Here is a 15,304-nt window from a genome sequence, read left to right on the forward strand (position 1 = left end):
GGGCCCCGGAGCGGAGCGCCGCGTGCGTCCCCGCGCCCGCTACTCCACCCCGATCAGCAGCGGCGCCGACTGGCTCCCGCCGTCGTACACCACCGTGTCCACCGCCAGATGCCCGCTCCGTACGTGCGCCTCAAGACGCGCGCCGAAGCCCGGTGGCAGGTCCGGGCCCAGCACCAGGGTGACCAGTTCGCCGCCGCCCGCCAGCATCCGGTCCAGCACCGCCTCCGCGGTCTCGGCGAGGCCGCTGCCGACCACCGCCACGTCGCCCTCCACCACCCCGAGCACGTCGCCGGGGCGGCAGATGCCCGCCGTCGTCCACGCCTCCTGCTCCGCGACCGCCAGCTCCGCGTGCCGCGTGGCGCCGGCCGCGGCCGTCATGGAGACCACGTCCTCGTCGAACCGCCGCCCGGGGTCGTGCACCGCCAGCGCCGCCAGCCCCTGCACCGCCGCGCGCGTGGGGATGAAGGCCGCGCGCACGCCGGAGGTACGCACCTGGGCCACCGCCACCGCGGCGGTGTGCCGCAACTCCGCGTCGTTCGGCAGCAGGACGACCTCCCGCGCGCCCGTCCGCCGCAGCGCCTCCGCCAGCTCCCCGCTCGCGGGCGGCTCCCCTTCCCGTACGGTCACCACCGCGGCACCCGCCTGCGCGCACAGCGCCGCCAGCCCGTCGCCCGGCACGACGGCGAGGACCGCCCGGCCCGCGGGCTCGCCGCCGTCGGCGGCCTCGTCCGGGGGCGCGGGGGCGGCGGCATCGGCCGGGAGACTGGTGATCTGGATGCGGTACGGGCGCCCGGCCTCGACGCCCGCCTCGACCGCGGCACCGGCGTCGTCGACGTGCACGTGCACCCGCCACAGCCCGTCGCCGCCGACGACCACGAGGCAGTCGCCGAGCCCGTCGAGCCGCGGCCGGAGCCGGGCGACGGCGTCGTCGTCGGCCTCCAGCAGGTAGATCACCTCGTACGCGGGCCCGCCCCCGCCCGGCACCGCGCACGCGCCGCCGTCGTGGCGGGCGGCAGTCCGGCGGGTTCCGGGGCCGCGGCCCGCCGGTCCGTCGGGCCCCAGCTCTGTGGGGCGGGCGGCGCCGCTCAGGGCGTCGGCGAGCGTGCCCAGCACCGCCACAAGACCCAGGCCCCCGGCGTCCACGACGCCCGCCCGGCGCAGCACGTCCAACTGCCCGGTCGTCGCGGCCAGCGCCTCCCGGGCGCCGTCGTACGCACCGCGCGCCACCTGCGCCGCCCGCGCCGCGCGGCCCTCGGCAGCCGATTCCGCCGCCGGTTCCGCCGCCGCTTCGGCCGCCGCGGCGGCGGCGTCGGCGACCGTCAGCATCGTGCCCTCGACGGGATGCTCCACCGCGGCCCGCGCCGCGTCCGCGCCCCGCCGCAGCGCAACGGCCAGCAACTCCCCGTCCGCGGCACCGGCAACGGCCCCGGGCCCGGACCCGGATCCAGACCCAGCCCCGGACTCAGGCCCAGCCCCGGACCCGGCGTCCCCGCCGGCCGCCACCACCGCGCTCGTCAGCCCCCGCAGCAGCTCCGCCAGGATCGTCCCCGAGTTGCCCCGCGCCCCGATCAGCGCCCCGTGCGCCATCGCCCGCAGCACGTCCGCCACCGCCGGCTGCCCGCCGCCGCCACCCGCGCCGGGGGTCGCGCCCGGCGCCGTGAACGCCCCGTGGACCGCGTCCACCGCCTGCGCCGCCGACTCCACCGTCAGATACAGGTTGGTCCCGGTGTCGCCGTCGGCGACCGGGAAGACGTTGACCGCGTCGATCTCCTCCCGGCCGCGGCCCAGCGCCTCCAGGGCCAGGGCGCACCAGGCCCGCACGGAAGCGGCGTCGAGCACCTGCGGAACCCCCTCGGACCTCTCGGAACGGACGACGGCACGGCCGGGTACGGTGTAGCCGCAGCGTAGCCGCTGGACCGGTGATTTCCTCCGCCGGGAAGCGCCGTAGTATGCTGCACAGGTTGCCCGGTCCCGTACCGGGCCTTCCTTCCCCGGCTCGGCCGACCTGCTCCCTCCGCGGGAGAAGGGCGCGCTGCCGGGATCCATCCGTACGTGCATCAGAAGCTTGGAGTGACCCGTGGCTGCCAACTGCGACGTCTGTGGCAAGGGGCCGGGCTTCGGCAACAGCATCTCCCACTCGCACCGCCGCACCCGCCGCCGCTGGAACCCCAACATCCAGCGGGTGCGCGCCGTGGTCGGGGGAACGCCGAAGCGCCTCAACGCCTGCACCTCGTGCATCAAGGCGGGCAAGGTCTCGCGCTGACGCAGCGCAGCCGCCCACGCACAGCGAGCCGGTCCACCACAGGGTGGGCCGGCTCTCTCGCGTCTCCGGGCCGGCGGGCCGTACGGGACAGGGGAGTTCAGGCCGTACGCACAGACGCGGCCCTCAGTCCGCAGACCCCCCGGCGCCGGCCTCCCGCCGCCACCGCCACCCGTGGTCCACAGGGCCCGTCCCCTCTCCCAGCGGGAACCCCCCGGCGATCGCCCCCGTGACGTACTCCTTCGCCGCCGCCACCGCCTCCGGCACCTGCCGCCCGAGCGCCAGGTACGCGGCGACCGCGCTGGCCAGCGTGCAGCCCGTGCCGTGGGTGTGCCGCACCGGCAGCCGGGGCGCGCGCAGCCAGTGCTCCTCGGCGCCGTCCGTCAGCAGGTCCGCGGCGCTCTCGTCCGCCGGCAGGTGCCCGCCCTTGACCAGCACCCACCGCGGCCCGTACGCCAGCAGCGCCGCCGCCGCCCGCGGCATGTCCGCCGCGCCCGCCACCCGGATCCCCGTCAGCCACGCCGCCTCGGCCAGGTTCGGGGTGACGACGGTCGCCGCCGGCAGCAGCCGGCTACGCACCGCGTCCAGCGCCCCGGCCGCCAGCAGCCGGTCGCCGTAGGAGGAGACGCCGACGGGGTCGACCACGACCGGCGCGGGGACACCGGCCAGCAGTTCCACGACCACCGTCACCGTCTCGGGGCCGGCCAGCATGCCGGTCTTCACGGCCTCGGCCCCGATGTCGTCGACGACGCTGCGGAACTGGGCGCGCACCGCCGCCGCCGGCAGCGTCCAACTGTCCTGCACTCCCAGGGAGTTCTGCGCGGTGACGGCGGTGAGGACGCTCATGCCGTGCACGCCGAGCGCGAGCATCGTCTTCAGGTCGGCCTGGATGCCCGCGCCGCCGCCGGAGTCGGAGCCGGCGACGGTCAGCACCCGCGGCGGCGCGCTCCCGCCCGCCCCGGCACCGGCCCGCTCACCCACCGAAGTGGTCCCAGCCCGCCGTGCCCCGCCACGGCTCGCCGTCCACCGTCACCTGCGCCGCCGCCGAGGGCGCCTGCACCTCGCCCACGACCCGCCACCGCGCCGGCAGCTTCACCTGCGGCGGGAACGTCGCCACGATCGCGTGGTCCTCGCCGCCGGTCAGCACCCACTGCAGCGGGTCCACGCCCACCGCCTTGCCGATGTCCGCCATCTGCCCGGGCACGTCGAGGGCCGCGGTGCGGATGTCGATACGGACCTTCCCCGCCTCCGCGACGTGCCCGAGATCGGCCAGCAGCCCGTCGCTGACGTCCGTCATGGACGTGGCGCCGAGCGCCGCCGCCGCCGGGCCCGCCTGGTACGGCGGTTCCGGGCGGCGGTGGGCCTCGACGAAGGCGCGGGGCGAGCGGAAGCCGCGGGCCAGCACGGCGTGGCCGGCCGCGGACCAGCCGAGCCAGCCCGTCACCGCCACCACGTCGCCGGGGCGGGCACCGGCGCGGGTGACCGGCTCGTGGCCCTGCATGTCGCCGAGCGCGGTGATCGCGAGGGTGATGGCGTCGCCCCGTACGACATCGCCGCCGACGACCGCGGCGCCGGCGACCTGGCACTCGTCGCGCAGCCCGTCCATCAGCTCCGCGGGCCAGGTGACGAGCAGGTCGGCGGGGACGACGAGGCCGAGGAGCAGGGCGGTGGGGACGGCGCCCATGGCGGCGATGTCGGCGAGGTTCTGGGCGGCGGACTTGCGGCCCACGTCGTACGCCGTGGACCAGTCGCGGCGGAAGTGCCGGCCCTCGATCAGCACGTCGGTGCTGGCCACGACCCGGCGGTCGGGGGCGCTGATGACCGCCGCGTCGTCGCCGGGCCCGATCCGTACCGCCGGCGTCGTGGTCAGCCGGGAGGTCAGCTCCCGGATGAGCCCGAACTCGCCCAGCTCCCCCACGGTGCCCTGCCCCTGGCCCCGGCCCCTCATCGGATCGCTCCTTCCGTCAACCCGGCGCCCCCGGTCTCGCCCGTCATGGCCGGTCCCGACCCTCCCGCGCCGGCCGGACTCCGCGATACGGTTGCGTCTCTCCCCCCATGATCCTCGAAGCCGCCCCTGGAGGTTCCGTGGTACAGGCTTACATCCTGATCCAGACCGAGGTCGGCAAGGCGTCGGCCGTCGCCGAAGTCATCGCCAAGATCCCCGGAGTGATCCAGGCCGAGGACGTCACCGGGCCGTACGACGTGATCGTGCGCGCTCAGGCGGACACGGTCGACGAACTCGGCCGTCTCGTGGTCGCCAGAGTCCAGCAGGTGCCGGGCATCACCCGGACTCTCACCTGCCCGGTCGTCCATCTCTAGGCCCCCCGTATGCTCGGCCCGTGACCACGCCGAGCCTCCCGACCCCGCACGATCGCACCGCACCGGCCGACCGCCCCACCCTGCACTTCCGCACCATCCGGCCATACCGCTCCGCTCTCCGACTGCCCGCCACGCTTCTGCTGCTCGCCGCCGCGCTCGCCGCCTGTTCATCAGGCGACGGCGGCGCGCCGCAGGTGGCCGTGCCGACCCCGACGGGGAAGGCCGTGGACCACTGCCGCGCGCTCGCCGACCGGCTGCCAGGCACCGTCGACGGTCAGAAGCGCCGCGAGACCGATCCGGTCTCGGCGCTGACCGCCGGGTGGGGTGACCCGGCCGTCGAGCTGCGCTGCGGCGTGTCCAGGCCGGAGGTGCTCACGCCCGGGAGTGAACACTACAACCCCGAATCCGACGCGGTGAGCGTGAACGGCGTCGACTGGCTGTACGAGGACCTGGACGACGGCGCCCGCTTCACCACCACGCTGCGCGAGGCGTTCGTGGAGGTCACCGTGCCCGGCACGTACGCGCCCGAGGTCAACGCGCTGACGGACCTGGCGGAACCGGTCGGCAGCTCCGTCCCGGGCACGCTCTGACGCCCTTCGGCGGCCCCGGCAAGGCTGCTGAGCGCCCTCGGTGACGTCGGGTGCCATTCCTGCGGCAGGCGGCGTGCCCGCCTGCGCCGCGGCGGCGCCTGCCGTTCCCGGCCGCATGAGCGGGGCCGCATGAGCGGGCGAGGGGAGGCCGGGCAGGCACCGGGCGGCGCGGGGCGGACGCAGACGCCGCGAACCTCGCCGGAGGCGGCTAGCGCAGCCCCGTCGAGCGGCGCAGCGCCGCCTGGATGAGCCGGTCGACCAGCTCGGGGTAGCTCACGCCGCTCTCCTGCCACATCCGCGGGTACATCGAGATGGGCGTGAACCCGGGCATCGTGTTGATCTCGTTGATCACGAACCCGCCGTCGTCGGTGCGGAAGAAGTCCGCCCGTACGAGGCCCTCGCAGGAGCACGCCTCGAACGCGGCGACCGACAGCCGCTGCACCTCGGCCGTCTCCTCTTCGGTCAGCGGCGCCGGCACGATCCCGTCGGCGGAGTCGATGTACTTGGCCTCGAAGTCGTAGAAGTCGTGGCTGGTGGTCGGCGGGATCTCGGCGGGCACGCTGGCCCGCGGCCCGTCCTCGAACTCCAGCACCCCGCACTCGATCTCGCGCCCGCTGACCGCCGCCTCCACGATGATCTTCGGGTCGTGGCGGCGCGCCTCGGCGATCGCGTCCTCCAGCGCGCCGAGTTCACCGACCTTCGTAATGCCGATGGACGACCCCGCCCGCGCGGGCTTCACGAACACCGGCCAGCCGTGGTCGGCGGCGAAGTCCACGATCTTCTTGCGGGCCGCCGCGCCCTCCTGCCCGGGGGCGCCCTGCTCCCACTCGCGCGGCCGGATCACGACGTACGGGCCGACCGGCAGCCCGTACGAGACGAAGACCCGCTTCATGTACTCCTTGTCCATGCCGACCGCGGACGCCAGCACACCGGAGCCCACGTACGGCACACCGGACAGGTCGAGCATGCCCTGCAGCGTGCCGTCCTCGCCGTACGGGCCGTGCAGCATCGGGAAGACGACGTCGACCTCGCCGAGCGCCTTGGGCACCTGCCCCGGCTCGGCGTAGACGACCTCGCGGCTGCCGGGGTCGGCGGAGAGCACGACGGCGCCGTCCTCCGCCTCCGCGTCGACCAGTTCCTCCACCTGCGGCACCCGGCGGCCGGCGATGGCCATCCGCTCGGGGTCGTCCGCGGTGAGCGCCCAGCGGCCGTCGGCGGTGATGCCGATGGGCAGCACCTCGTACTTGTTCCGGTCGATCGCGCCCATCACGGCACCCGCGGTGACCACGGAGATGCCGTGCTCGGAGCTGCGCCCGCCGAAAACGACGGCGACGCGCGGCTTGCGGCCCTGGCTTTCGTAGGAGTGCTCGCTGCTCATCGCTCGCACACTACCCGCTGCGTACGGGTACGTCAGTGTCCCTCCGCCTTGGCACTGCGCGACATCAGCTCCTTCAGCGCCACGAGCGGGGGCTTCCCGTCGTGCACGATGCTCACGACGGTCTCGGTGATCGGCATGTCGACCGCGTGTCTGCGGGCGAGATCGAGCACGGACTCGCAGGACTTGACGCCCTCGGCGGTCTGCTTGGTGGCGGCGATGGTCTCGGCCAGCGTCATGCCGCGGCCGAGGTTGGTGCCGAAGGTGTGGTTGCGGGACAGCGGCGAGGAGCAGGTGGCCACGAGGTCGCCCATGCCGGCCAGGCCCGCGAAGGTACGCGGGTCGGCGCCGAGCACGCTGCCCAGGCGGGCGGTCTCGGCGAGGCCGCGGGTGATGAGCGACGCCTTGGCGTTGTCCCCGAGGCCCATGCCGTCGGCGATGCCGACGGCCAGCCCGATGACGTTCTTGACGGCGCCGCCGAGTTCGCAGCCGACGACGTCGGTGTTGGTGTACGGGCGGAAGTACGGGGTGTGGCAGGCGGTCTGCAGCCGGCGGGCCACCGCCTCCTCGGTGCAGGCGACCACGGCGGCGGCGGGCTGCCGGGCGGCGATCTCGCGGGCGAGGTTGGGGCCGGTGAGCACGGCGACCCGGCCCCGGACGCCGCCGGGGCCGCCCGCGGGGCCCTCGCCGGCGCCCTCCTTGGTGACGACCTCCTCGATGACCTCACTCATGCGCTTGGCGGTGCCCAGCTCGACGCCCTTCATCAGGCTGACGAGCACGGTGCCCGGGTCGAGCAGCGGCGCCCAGTGCTCCAGGTTGCCGCGGAGCGTCTGCGCCGGCACGGCGAGGACGGTGAACTCGGCGCCCCGGGCGGCCTGTGCGGGGTCGGCGGTCGCGGTGACGGTGTCGGGGAGGCGTACGCCCGGCAGGTAGTCGGGGTTCTCGCGGGTGGCGTTGAGGGTGTCGACGAGCCCGGCTCTGCGGCCCCACATCGTCACCTGGCAGCCGGCGTCGGCCAGCACCATCGAGAAGGCCGTGCCCCACGACCCGGTGCCGAAGACGGCGCAGCGCGTCACGAGTTCTCCTTACGGTTCGCGGAGCGGCGGCGCTGTTCGGCGCGTACGGTCTTCGGGTCGAAGCGCTCGGCGGGCGCCTGCTCGCCGCGCAGCTCCTCCAGCAGGCGGGTGACGGCGTCCATGATGACCTCGGTGGCCTCCGCGAGCACCTGCGGGGTGGGCTCCTTGCCGTAGAACGCCGACAGGTCCACCGGCGGCCCGGCGAGCAGGTGGAAGGTCTTGCGCGGAAAGAGCCGGGGTTTGCCGTACGGCGGCAGCACCTCGTTGGCGCCCCAGTGGGCGACGGGGATGACGGGGGCCCGGGTGACGAGGGCGACCCGGGCGGCGCCGGTCTTGCCCTTCATCGGCCACAGCCGAGGGTCGCGGGTGAGCGTCCCCTCGGGGTAGAACGCGACGCACTCGCCGTCCTCGACGGCTTTGACCGCGGCGCTGAATGCCCGGGAGGCGTCGGTCGACTCGCGGTAGACGGGAATCTGCCCGGTGCCGCGCATGAAGGTGCCGACGATGCCCTTCTTGAAGAGTCCGTCCTTCGCCAGGAACCGCGGCACGCGGCCGGTGTTGTACTGGAAGTGGGCATAGAAGAACGGGTCGAGATACGAGTTGTGGTTGACGGCGGTGATGAATCCGCCGTCGGCCGGTATGTGCTCCGCGCCACGCCAGTCCCGCTTGGCGAGCAGCCGCAGCGGCGGCTTGCAGATGGCCGCGACCAGCCGGTACCAGAAGCCGATCCTCCGCCGTGCCACGGTCCTTTTCACCTTCCCGGATTTCCTCGGTGTGCGTTTCGGGGACGAAACAGTGTCACCCCGGTTCTCACGTCTGTCGAGAACACCGTACGCCCATGCGAGCGGCCCGCCCCGCCCCGCGCAGCGGGGGCAGGCGACAATGGTGCGACGACGATGACGAAACGCACAGCACCTGCGCAGACGGAACTCCCCGGCCGACCGGACCGGCGGCACTGGCATGTCGTCGTGCCGCTGAAACCGCTGGCGCTGGCGAAGTCCCGGCTGGCCCCGGCGGCGGGCGAGGCGGGCCGGGGCCGGCTGGCGCTGGCGTTCGCGCTCGACACGGTGGGCGCGGCGCTCGGCTGCCCGGCAGTGGGCTCCGTCACCGTCGTCACGGACGACGCCGAGGCGGCGGGGCATCTGACGGCGGCGGGGGCGCGGGTCGTCCCGGATGCCCCGCGAGCGGGCCTGAACGCCGCGCTGGCGCACGGGGAGCAGCGGATACGGGCGGCAGAGCCCGGCGCCGCCGTCGCGGCGCTCAACGCGGATCTCCCGGCGCTGCGGCCCGCGGAGCTGGCCCGGGTGCTCGCGGCGGCGGGCGGCGGGCGGGCGTTCCTGGCCGACGCCCCGGGCGTGGGCACGACGCTGCTCGCGGCGGGTGCGGGGGTGGCGCTGGCGCCGGGGTTCGGCGTCGGGTCCCGGGCCCGGCACCTGGCGTCCGGGGCGCGGGAGATCGGGCTCACCGGGGTGGACTCCGTGCGCCAGGACGTCGACACCGGCGCGGACCTGCGCGCGGCGGTGGCCCTGGGGGTGGGGCGGCACACGGCGGCGGCGCTGGCCGGGCTGGCGGCGTACGGCCCGGATGCCTGCGACGGGGGGGTCCGCGACGTGGACGCCCGCAACGGGGCCGGCGGCATCACCCGGTGCCCGGAGCACGCCCGGGGGCCGCGGCCGGCGGGCGACGGGGTGTGCGGCTGAGCGCCGGCCGGTAACCTGCCGCGCATGCAGGCCACAGCGTTCACGTACGACCCGCAGACCCGCAGCGGCAGCGTGCTCCTCGACGACGGCACGCCGGTGCCCTTCGACGGCGCCGCGTTCGCGGCGGGGGGCCTGCGGCTGCTCAGGCCGGGGCAGCGGGTGCGGATCGAGACCGAGGGCGCGGGCGAGGAGCGCAGGATCGTCCTGGTGACGCTGCCGACGCTCTGACGCCGCGGGCCGGAGCCACCGCCCCGTCCCGTACGGCAGGGCCCGGCCGGGCCCGGACATGCCGCGGGCCGGTCTCCCCGAGGGGAGCCGGCCCCGCTTGCGGACCCTGCGCCGGGTCCGTCATCGCTTCCTGGCAGTGGTCTTCTTGGCCGTGGTCCGCCGGCCGGGGGCCTTGCGGGCCGGCGCCTTCTTGCCGGTCGCCTTCTTCGCCGGGGCCTTCTTCGCCGACTTCTTGGCGGCCGTCTTCTTGGCGCTGGCCTTCTTCGCGGTGGTCTTCTTGGCCGTGGTCTTCTTCGCCGTGGTCTTCTTGGCCGTCGCCCTCTTCGCCGTCGTCCGCTTCGCCGGCGCCTTCTTGGCCGCGGCCTTCTTGGCGGTCGTCTTCTTCGCCGTGGTCTTCTTGGCAGCGCTCTTCTTGGTGGCCTTCTTGGCCGCGGCCTTGGCGGTGGTCTTGGTGCCGCCGGACAGGCTGCCCTTCGGGGCCTTCTTCACCGCCGTGTCGTGCTTCGGCAGCCGCTTGGAGCCGGAGACGAGGTCCTTGAAGCCCTGCCCCGCGCGGAACCGCGGCACGGAGGTCTTCTTGACCCGGACACGCTCGCCGGTCTGGGGGTTGCGGGCGTAGCGCGCCGGGCGCTCCACCTTCTCGAAAGAGCCGAAGCCCGTGACCGATACGCGCTCGCCGGAGACGACCGCACGAATGATCGCGTCGAGGACGGCGTCCACGGCGTCGGCGGCCTGCTGGCGGCCACCCATCTTGTCGGTAATAGCTTCAACGAGCTGTGCCTTGTTCACGTCTTCCCCTTCGGAGGCATTGATTGCCGAACGAAATGTTCAAGCTTTTTCGCACGTTAGGCAGATATATACCGCAAATCAAAGGCAAAACGTCTCTCATCACCCTTGTGTCGCAACGGACTCCCGCTACGAGCGCGCGTCCAGCTCCCGCCGCAGCCGCTCCAGCCGCCTTGCGGCTCCAGCGAGATCGTGCTTGGCGGCACCCGTGATGGCGAGCAGGCGCCTTGTCAGCTCTGCCCGTTCAGCGTCCGTCACGGCCACCTCGCGCACCTTGCGGTGGGCCTCCTTCAGCCCGGCGGCGACGGCCTCGTAGAGCGCGAGTTGGCCCTCGGGTTCCATGCGCCGATTGTGTCATCTGCGGTGAGTTGTCGCCCGGCGGCGTGCCAACGCACCGGCGCACAAAGCCCCGCGCCCGCCACCTGTCGGTGGCGGGCGCGGGGCCGGTGCTGTGGCGGAATCCGCCGGTCAGCTCGGTACGGTCTGCGGCTTGAACGCCGGCCGGGCCGCCTCGAAATTGGCGATGTCAGCTTCGTGCCGAAGGGTGATGCTGATGTCGTCGAGACCGTTCAGCAGCCGCCAGCGGGCGTTCTCGTCCAGCTCGAACGACGTGGCGAACGCGGGCGTGCCGGGCTCGGTGCCGGCGCGTACCTCAAGGGCCTGGAGGTCGACGGTCACCTCGGTCTGCGGCTCGGCCTCGACCAGCTCCCACAGCCGCTCGACGTCCGCCTGCGGCAGCACCACGGTCAGCAGGCCGTTCTTGAGCGAGTTGCCGCGGAAGATGTCGGCGAAGCGGGACGAGACGACCGCCTTGAAGCCGTAGTTCTGCAGCGCCCAGACGGCGTGTTCGCGGGACGAGCCGGTGCCGAAGTCCGGGCCGGCCAGCAGGACGCTCGCGCCCCGGTACGCCGCGCTGTTCAGCACGAACTCCGGGTCCTTGCGCCACGCCTCGAAGAGGCCGTCCTCGAAGCCGTCCCTGGTGACCTTCTTCAGCCAGTGGGCCGGGATGATCTGGTCGGTGTCGACGTTGCCGCGGCGCAGCGGCACGGCGCGCCCGGTGTGGACGGTGAAGGCTTCCATGGATCAGACCTCCGCGGTGATCAGGTCGGCCGGAGAGGACAGCCGGCCGGTCACGGCGGTGGCCGCGGCGACCTGCGGGGAGACCAGGTGCGTACGGCCGCCCTTGCCCTGCCTGCCCTCGAAGTTGCGGTTGGAGGTGGACGCCGAGCGCTCGCCGGGGGCGAGCTGGTCGGGGTTCATGCCCAGGCACATCGAGCAGCCGGCGTGCCGCCATTCGGCGCCGGCGGCCGTGAACACCTTGTCGAGCCCCTCCTCGACCGCCTGCAGCGCGACCCGTACGGAGCCGGGCACGACCAGCATCCGTACGCCCTCGGCGACCCGCCGCCCGCTGACCACCTCGGCAGCGGAGCGCAGGTCCTCGATCCGGCCGTTGGTGCAGGAGCCGACGAACACGGTGTCGACCGCGATCTCGCGCAGCGGCTGCCCCGCGGTCAGGCCCATGTACTCCAGCGCCTTCTCCGCCGCCAGCCGCTCGCTGGCGTCGCCGAACGACGCCGGGTCGGGCACCTGCGCCGACAGCGGCGCGCCCTGCCCGGGGTTGGTGCCCCAGGTGACGAACGGGGCCAGCTCGGCGGCCTCGATGACGACCTCGCGGTCGAAGACGGCGTCGTCGTCGGTGCGCAGCGTGCGCCAGTACGCGACGGCCTCGTCCCAGCCGGCGCCCTCGGGGGCGTGCGCGCGGCCCTTCAGGTACGCGAACGTCGTCTCGTCCGGCGCGACCATCCCGGCGCGGGCGCCGGCCTCGATGGACATGTTGCAGATCGTCATCCGCGCCTCCATCGAGAGCTTCTCGACGGCCTCGCCGCGGTACTCGATCACGTAGCCCTGACCGCCGCCGGTGCCGATGCGGGCGATGATCGCCAGGATCAGGTCCTTGGCGGTGACACCCTCGGGCAGCTCACCGTTGACGGTCACGGCCATGGTCTTGAACGGGGCCATCGGCAGCGTCTGCGTGGCGAGCACGTGCTCGACCTGGCTGGTGCCGATGCCGAACGCCAGCGCGCCGAACGCGCCGTGGGTGGAGGTGTGGCTGTCGCCGCAGACCACGGTGGTGCCCGGCTGGGTCAGCCCGAGCTGCGGGCCGACGACGTGCACGACGCCCTGCTCGACGTCGCCGAGCGGGTGCAGCCGGACGCCGAAGTCGGCGCAGTTCTTGCGCAGGGTCTCCAGTTGCGTACGCGAGACCGGGTCGGCGATGGGCTTGTCGATGTCGAGGGTGGGGGTGTTGTGGTCCTCGGTGGCGATGGTGAGGTCGGTCCTGCGCACCGGCCGGCCCGCCTTGCGCAGGCCGTCGAACGCCTGCGGGCTGGTCACCTCGTGCAGCAGGTGCAGGTCGATGAAGAGAAGGTCGGGCTCGCCCTCCGCGCGCCGGACGACATGGTCGTCCCAGACCTTCTCCGCGAGTGTCCTTCCCATCGCATTCCCATCGTCGTTGATCGCGAACTGCGTGTGTGCGTCCGTGCCGGTGCACGGCGGCACCGTCCGCTCCCCCTGGTTCCGGACGGGGGCCGGTCTCCCCAGAGTGACGCGTCCGCCGGAAATTTGAACTTGCGTTTCACAGTGTGAGACGTGAGTATCGTTGCATGGACAACTCTAGCGGCGTCGGCGTACTCGACAAGGCGGCTGTGGTACTGAGCGCGCTGGAGTCCGGTCCGGCCACCCTCGCCGGGCTGGTCTCCGCGACCGGTCTCGCCCGCCCCACGGCCCACCGCCTCGCGGTGGCCCTGGAACACCACCGCATGGTGGCGCGGGACATGCAGGGCAGGTTCATCCTCGGCCCCCGGCTCGGCGAGCTGGCGGCGGCGGCCGGCGAGGACCGGCTGCTGGCCGCGGCGGGCCCGGTGCTCACGCACCTGCGGGACGTCACCGGCGAGAGCGCCCAGCTCTACCGGCGCCAGGGCGACATGCGCATCTGCGTCGCGGCGGCCGAGCGGCTCTCGGGCCTGCGCGACACCGTCCCGGTGGGCTCCACCCTGCCGATGAAGGCCGGCTCCGCGGCCCAGGTGCTGCTCGCCTGGGAGGAGCCCGAGCGGCTGCACCGGGGACTGCAGGGCGCCCGGTTCACGGCCACGGCCCTGTCGGGCGTACGGCGCCGGGCGTGGGCCCAGTCCGTCGGGGAGCGGGAGCCGGGCGTCGCGTCGGTCTCCGCGCCCGTACGCGGCCCGTCGAACCGCGTGGTGGCCGCCGTCTCGGTCTCCGGGCCGATCGAGCGCCTCACCCGGCACCCGGGGCGGATGCACGCCCAGGCGGTCGTGGACGCCGCCGCACGGCTCACGGACGCGCTGCGCAGGACGGGATGAGGGTGGGCGCGGGGCGCCGCCAGGCCGCGCAGGCCGCGCAAGACCGGGCGGGGCCGGGGGGCTGCTGCGGCGCCCCTCCCCCGCCGGGTACGGGCACCGCCCACGGCGGCGCACCAACGCACAAACCCGCCCCCGCCGAGGCGGGGACGGGGCAGGTTTTCCAGGTGGTACCCCCGACCGGATTCGAACCGGCGCTACCGCCTTGAGAGGGCGGCGTGCTAGGCCGCTACACAACGGGGGCCTTTGGACGATCCTCTCCTCGCGATGGAGAGGACCTGTACCCCCGACCGGATTCGAACCGGCGCTACTGCCTTGAGAGGGCAGCGTGCTAGGCCGCTACACAACGGGGGCGGGCACATCTGCAACTGCGTTGCGCTGGGGTACCAGGACTCGAACCTAGACTAACGGAACCAGAATCCGTCGTGCTGCCAATTACACCATACCCCACCAAAACACAACCCCCGTCGCGGGGGTCCTGTTCAGGTGGCCGCCGTTCCCGGCGACGGACAGAACATTACCCGATCGCGGACCGCACTCCAAAACGGGTTAGACAGGCCCTAGCGCAGCCTGGCCATGAGGGCGTGCTCGACGAGTGTGATCAGTGTGGACTTGGACTCCGAGCGCTGCCGGGCGTCCGTGGTCAGGATCGGCGTCTCCGGCCCGATCTGCAGCGCCTCACGCACCTCATCCGGCGAGTACGGCTGATGACCGTCAAACCCGTTCAACGCGATCACGAACGGCAACCCCGAGTTCTCGAAGTAATCCACCGCCGGGAAACAATCCGCCAACCGCCGCGTATCCACCAGCACCACCGCACCGATGGCACCACGCACCAGATCGTCCCACATGAACCAGAAACGATCCTGACCAGGCGTCCCAAACAGATACAGGATCAAATCCTGATCCAACGTGATACGCCCGAAGTCCATCGCCACCGTCGTCGTGGTCTTCCCCGACACCTGCGACAGATCATCGATCCCCGCAGACGCCGACGTCATCACCGCCTCAGTACGCAGCGGATTGATCTCCGACACCGAACCCACGAACGTGGTCTTCCCTACCCCGAAACCACCCGCCACCACGATCTTCGCCGACGTGGTCGCACGAGCCGGAGAAGAATCGGCCACACCACTAGAGCTTGCGAAGTCCACTGAGCACCCTTTCGAGCAAAGTCACATCGGGGGTTCCGTCACCATCCGTGCCGCCGCCGGGCTGGTGAATCGCCACAAGGCCGGCTTCGGCCAGGTCGGCGACGAGAATGCGCGCGACGCCCAGCGGCAGGGTCAGCAGCGCGGAGACCTCGGCAACGGATTTCACCTCACGGCACAGGTGGCAGATCCGCTGGTGCTCCGGAAGCAGCCCCTGCAGCCGCATCGGGTCGGCCGACGTGCTCACCAGCGCCTCGATGGCAAGCTGATAACGGGGCCGGGTCCGGCCACCGGTCATGGCATAAGGCCGGACCAGCGGCTGATCTCCGTCACCTTCGTAGGGCTGATGCTGGGCACCACCGTACGAGTCGGGTGAGGCGGGTGGCGGGGTCATGGATCCTCCGGGCGGGAACATGGCCGATGGGGAAGGTCGGTAAAGCGG

General features: G+C 73.3%; 18 protein-coding genes and 3 tRNA genes. 6 read left to right on the forward strand and 15 right to left on the reverse strand.

The genetic code is table 11. The annotated features are described in order from the left end of the window. Positions 1-39 precede the first annotated feature (39 nt). Entirely contained in the window at positions 40-1,839 is a 1,800-nt protein-coding gene (locus B124_RS03685; RefSeq protein ID WP_496501153.1) for a DAK2 domain-containing protein, read from the reverse strand. Positions 1,840-2,077: 238 nt separating this feature from the next. Here B124_RS03685 and rpmB point away from each other — a divergent pair, with 238 nt between their 5' ends. Then, a complete protein-coding gene (gene rpmB / locus B124_RS03690) occupies positions 2,078-2,263 on the forward strand; it encodes a 50S ribosomal protein L28 (RefSeq protein ID WP_180929172.1) in 186 nt (61 codons plus the stop codon). A gap of 123 nt (positions 2,264-2,386) precedes the next feature. On the opposite strand, the gene thiD is transcribed toward rpmB, so the two are convergent. Next, the gene (gene thiD, locus B124_RS03695; protein WP_496501154.1) at positions 2,387-3,241 is read right to left on the reverse strand and encodes a bifunctional hydroxymethylpyrimidine kinase/phosphomethylpyrimidine kinase; all 855 of its coding nucleotides are present in this window, start codon (positions 3,239-3,241) and stop codon (positions 2,387-2,389) included. Further along, positions 3,234-4,208 carry a thiamine-phosphate kinase gene (locus tag B124_RS03700; protein WP_496501155.1) on the reverse strand — a complete coding sequence of 325 codons (975 nt, stop codon included), beginning with the start codon at positions 4,206-4,208 and terminating at the stop codon, positions 3,234-3,236. The genes thiD and B124_RS03700 overlap by 8 nt, the downstream gene beginning before the upstream one ends. 137 nt (positions 4,209-4,345) lie before the next feature. On the opposite strand from B124_RS03700, the gene B124_RS03705 reads away from it, so the two are divergent. Together B124_RS03705 and B124_RS03710 are read left to right on the forward strand one after the other, a co-directional pair. Next, entirely contained in the window at positions 4,346-4,579 is a 234-nt protein-coding gene (locus B124_RS03705; protein ID WP_496501156.1) for an Lrp/AsnC family transcriptional regulator, read from the forward strand. Between the two features lie 20 nt (positions 4,580-4,599). Beyond that, positions 4,600-5,169 carry a DUF3515 domain-containing protein gene (locus tag B124_RS03710; protein ID WP_496501157.1) on the forward strand — a complete coding sequence of 190 codons (570 nt, stop codon included), beginning with the start codon at positions 4,600-4,602 and terminating at the stop codon, positions 5,167-5,169. Between the two features lie 208 nt (positions 5,170-5,377). Here B124_RS03710 and B124_RS03715 read toward each other — a convergent pair whose 3' ends face one another. The 3 genes from B124_RS03715 to B124_RS03725 are packed head-to-tail and all read right to left on the reverse strand — an operon-like array spanning position 5,378 to position 8,363. Continuing rightward, a complete protein-coding gene (locus tag B124_RS03715; RefSeq protein WP_496501158.1) occupies positions 5,378-6,547 on the reverse strand; it encodes a D-alanine--D-alanine ligase family protein in 1,170 nt (389 codons plus the stop codon). A gap of 32 nt (positions 6,548-6,579) precedes the next feature. Then, entirely contained in the window at positions 6,580-7,620 is a 1,041-nt protein-coding gene (locus B124_RS03720; protein WP_496501159.1) for an NAD(P)H-dependent glycerol-3-phosphate dehydrogenase, read from the reverse strand. Then, complete coding sequence (locus B124_RS03725) at positions 7,617-8,363, reverse strand: lysophospholipid acyltransferase family protein (RefSeq protein ID WP_496501160.1); 747 nt, start codon at positions 8,361-8,363, stop codon at positions 7,617-7,619. Before B124_RS03725 ends, B124_RS03720 begins: the two co-directional genes overlap by 4 nt. A gap of 153 nt (positions 8,364-8,516) precedes the next feature. On the opposite strand from B124_RS03725, the gene cofC reads away from it, so the two are divergent. Continuing rightward, positions 8,517-9,320, forward strand: a complete 804-nt coding sequence (cofC, locus tag B124_RS03730) for a 2-phospho-L-lactate guanylyltransferase (RefSeq protein WP_496501161.1) — start codon at positions 8,517-8,519, stop codon at positions 9,318-9,320. A 24-nt stretch (positions 9,321-9,344) separates the two neighbouring features. Then, positions 9,345-9,548 carry a hypothetical protein gene (locus tag B124_RS03735; protein WP_496501162.1) on the forward strand — a complete coding sequence of 68 codons (204 nt, stop codon included), beginning with the start codon at positions 9,345-9,347 and terminating at the stop codon, positions 9,546-9,548. Positions 9,549-9,668: 120 nt separating this feature from the next. Here B124_RS03735 and B124_RS03740 read toward each other — a convergent pair whose 3' ends face one another. The 4 genes from B124_RS03740 to leuC form a co-directional block, all read right to left on the reverse strand. Then, entirely contained in the window at positions 9,669-10,337 is a 669-nt protein-coding gene (locus B124_RS03740; protein WP_496501163.1) for an HU family DNA-binding protein, read from the reverse strand. Positions 10,338-10,463: 126 nt separating this feature from the next. Continuing rightward, positions 10,464-10,676: an SCO5555 family protein gene (locus B124_RS03745; RefSeq protein WP_496501164.1), complete on the reverse strand. Its 213-nt coding sequence runs from the start codon at positions 10,674-10,676 to the stop codon at positions 10,464-10,466. Positions 10,677-10,802: 126 nt separating this feature from the next. Beyond that, the gene (gene leuD, locus B124_RS03750; protein ID WP_496501165.1) at positions 10,803-11,414 is read right to left on the reverse strand and encodes a 3-isopropylmalate dehydratase small subunit; all 612 of its coding nucleotides are present in this window, start codon (positions 11,412-11,414) and stop codon (positions 10,803-10,805) included. Between the two features lie 3 nt (positions 11,415-11,417). Continuing rightward, on the reverse strand, positions 11,418-12,830 hold the full coding sequence (gene leuC / locus B124_RS03755) for a 3-isopropylmalate dehydratase large subunit (RefSeq protein ID WP_496501166.1): 1,413 nt from the start codon (positions 12,828-12,830) through the stop codon (positions 11,418-11,420). 167 nt (positions 12,831-12,997) lie between these two features. On the opposite strand from leuC, the gene B124_RS03760 reads away from it, so the two are divergent. Further along, positions 12,998-13,714 carry an IclR family transcriptional regulator gene (locus B124_RS03760; RefSeq protein WP_281621774.1) on the forward strand — a complete coding sequence of 239 codons (717 nt, stop codon included), beginning with the start codon at positions 12,998-13,000 and terminating at the stop codon, positions 13,712-13,714. Between the two features lie 165 nt (positions 13,715-13,879). Here the strand turns inward: B124_RS03760 and B124_RS03765 are convergent. The 5 genes from B124_RS03765 to B124_RS03785 form a co-directional block, all read right to left on the reverse strand. Further along, positions 13,880-13,955, reverse strand: a tRNA-Glu gene (locus B124_RS03765). Between the two features lie 37 nt (positions 13,956-13,992). After that, positions 13,993-14,065: transfer RNA gene (locus B124_RS03770), tRNA-Glu, on the reverse strand. A gap of 24 nt (positions 14,066-14,089) precedes the next feature. Beyond that, positions 14,090-14,161, reverse strand: a tRNA-Gln gene (locus tag B124_RS03775). Between the two features lie 110 nt (positions 14,162-14,271). Further along, positions 14,272-14,865 (reverse strand): GTP-binding protein, encoded by a 594-nt coding sequence (locus tag B124_RS03780; RefSeq protein WP_496501167.1) that lies wholly within the window; start codon positions 14,863-14,865, stop codon positions 14,272-14,274. Next, positions 14,846-15,256: a DUF742 domain-containing protein gene (locus tag B124_RS03785; protein ID WP_496501168.1), complete on the reverse strand. Its 411-nt coding sequence runs from the start codon at positions 15,254-15,256 to the stop codon at positions 14,846-14,848. Before B124_RS03785 ends, B124_RS03780 begins: the two co-directional genes overlap by 20 nt. Positions 15,257-15,304: the final 48 nt, after the last annotated feature.

It is taken from the genome of Streptomyces sp. CNP082 (assembly GCF_059570535.1).